This window comes from Vibrio sp. HS-50-1, from assembly GCF_024747315.1.
GTDB lineage: Bacteria > Pseudomonadota > Gammaproteobacteria > Enterobacterales > Vibrionaceae > Vibrio > Vibrio diabolicus.
Genome location: NZ_JAMPZF010000011.1, coordinates 1 through 1,966 on the forward strand (window position 1 = coordinate 1; position 1,966 = coordinate 1,966).

At 39.9% G+C, this 1,966-nt stretch carries 2 protein-coding genes and 1 pseudogene; all 3 read right to left on the reverse strand.

Annotated features, from left to right (window positions below; all coding sequences use genetic code 11):
- Window positions 1-666 precede the first annotated feature (666 nt).
- Window positions 667-1,143, reverse strand: coding sequence for a sensor protein (locus NDJ01_RS07940; RefSeq protein WP_258586527.1), 477 nt, complete (start codon window positions 1,141-1,143; stop codon window positions 667-669).
- 188 nt (window positions 1,144-1,331) lie between these two features.
- A complete protein-coding gene (locus NDJ01_RS07950; protein ID WP_258586528.1) occupies window positions 1,332-1,637 on the reverse strand; it encodes an NIPSNAP family protein in 306 nt (101 codons plus the stop codon).
- A 146-nt stretch (window positions 1,638-1,783) separates the two neighbouring features.
- A pseudogene (locus tag NDJ01_RS07955) lies at window positions 1,784-1,966 on the reverse strand (GNAT family N-acetyltransferase); the annotation flags it as partial.

Here is a 1,966-nt window from a genome sequence, read left to right on the forward strand (position 1 = left end):
ATTAAGGTGTGAAGCACGCGACTACGGCACTTCATTTGAGCACCGTAAACACTGAACCAAACCCAAACCAAAAATGCCAAGCGTGCTGAATCACTCTTAAATTGTTTGTTAGTACGCTGTTCCTAAACCTTTTGGTTTGTACCAAGATATTGAAATATAGCACTAAACTTGTGGCTTAAAACGCTGAAACTAAAAGGACAACTGCCAAACTAGAACTCAATTTCAAAACGCAAGTTGGCTAGAAGAAAAACACGCCAAACTACCCCGTTTTGACCAGTTTCAAATTAGCAAAGGATTTGGTCACCGAACTTTGACAACCACACCAAAGTACAGAATTGAAGGCTAAAAAGCCAACAACACAAAAGAAACCGCGCCAACGAAATAGCCCCAAATTTAAAAACCGTAAACGGTAAAATCGACGCAAGCGCTCCACATATAGTGCCACCGGAAAGAACGTGAAAGGCACATTTGAGCCAGTGTAAAGCTAGAAAACGAAACTGATAAACACCGAAATTTTCACCGTTGATGCCAACCTCGTACTAACGCCCTGTTAAGGTGTGAGCAACGCAATGCCGATGCCTCCGCATACCACCTTAAACAACAAACACAACGCATAGTAAAAATGCCACGCGTTGCGAATCACTCTTGAACAGTTTGTTAACTGTACTACTCAGCAGCAAATGGCTTAGTCGAATTTTTCATATAATTTATTGAATCGATAAACCGCTGTGCCTTTTCTAAACTTCTCGTATAAAAACGCTTAACAACCTGTCGTTCATCGTTCTTTAGCTGAATGATAAACCAATCTCTTTTGCTATACAGTTCAAGCGCCAATATCGAGTTGAAATAATACCTTGAATTGATTTCTGATAGCCTTACGTTTGAAGATGACAGGAGCAAATTTGAAGAGTCATTATAATTGCTAACTGCCACTACTTTTGAATTTTGACCTTCTGATAACCCGATATAAGAACTGGTCACAACAAGACCTTCAGGTCTAAATTTTGGGGGCTGTTCCATTATGACCTGTTCAATCACATTCGCCGCAACTTCTGTGCTTACCATATCAGAAGGAGAGTAAGGTACTTGCTTAGCAACACACCCTGTTAGCAAAAGAACCAAAAATATAAACCACTTTTTCATTTTAGAAACGACCTGTTTTTGTGCAACTTGCTCGTAATTTTTATATCGAAGTACAGTTAACGCTTTGCTAAGGTGTGAAGCACGCAATGACCGAGTATCTGCATGGCACTTCAACACCGAAACTAACGCATACCAAAAATGCCACGCGTGCTGAATCACGCTTAAGCAACTTGTTATGTGTAGCTTTTTCAACCAAATACTGGTCTAAAAAAGCTACGTTCATAGCTAATAATACAGTCCATTTTATCGGCAAATTCGAAAGCTTTAATACACTCAGAATCATTTAGAGACTTGGCACGATAATCTTCGTATGCTGACAAACTTTCAAACGTGAATAGTGCCATAGCTATATTGTTTGCACCTTCAGATGGTAGAAAATAGCCATTATGTTGACCACCAAACTTTTCAACGAGTGGTATCCACATTCTCGCGTATTCTTCGAACTCTTTGACCTTCTTTGGATCTATAACATATCTGACATAGCAAGTAATCATAACCATTAATTCCTTATAATTGGTTGATTTGGGGGCTACACATAACGCCGCATTAAGGTGTGAGCGACGATTGGCTATACTAGAGCGAAGCGAAACTGCCAAGCGTTGCGAATCACTCTTAAATGCTTTGTTAGCCCTGTGGTTGACTAGTACATATAACCTAGCCAATCAAAATGTCCAACACCCCACTGCTTATCTCTGAGTGGTTTCACATACAGTTCATCAAGATGCTCTACAGCAACTCCAAAGTTGGTGTGCTCGTGAAGACGTAACCAAGACTGCATACACTGAACTTTGTTAAAGCCATTTGATGAGTAGAAATCATGTAA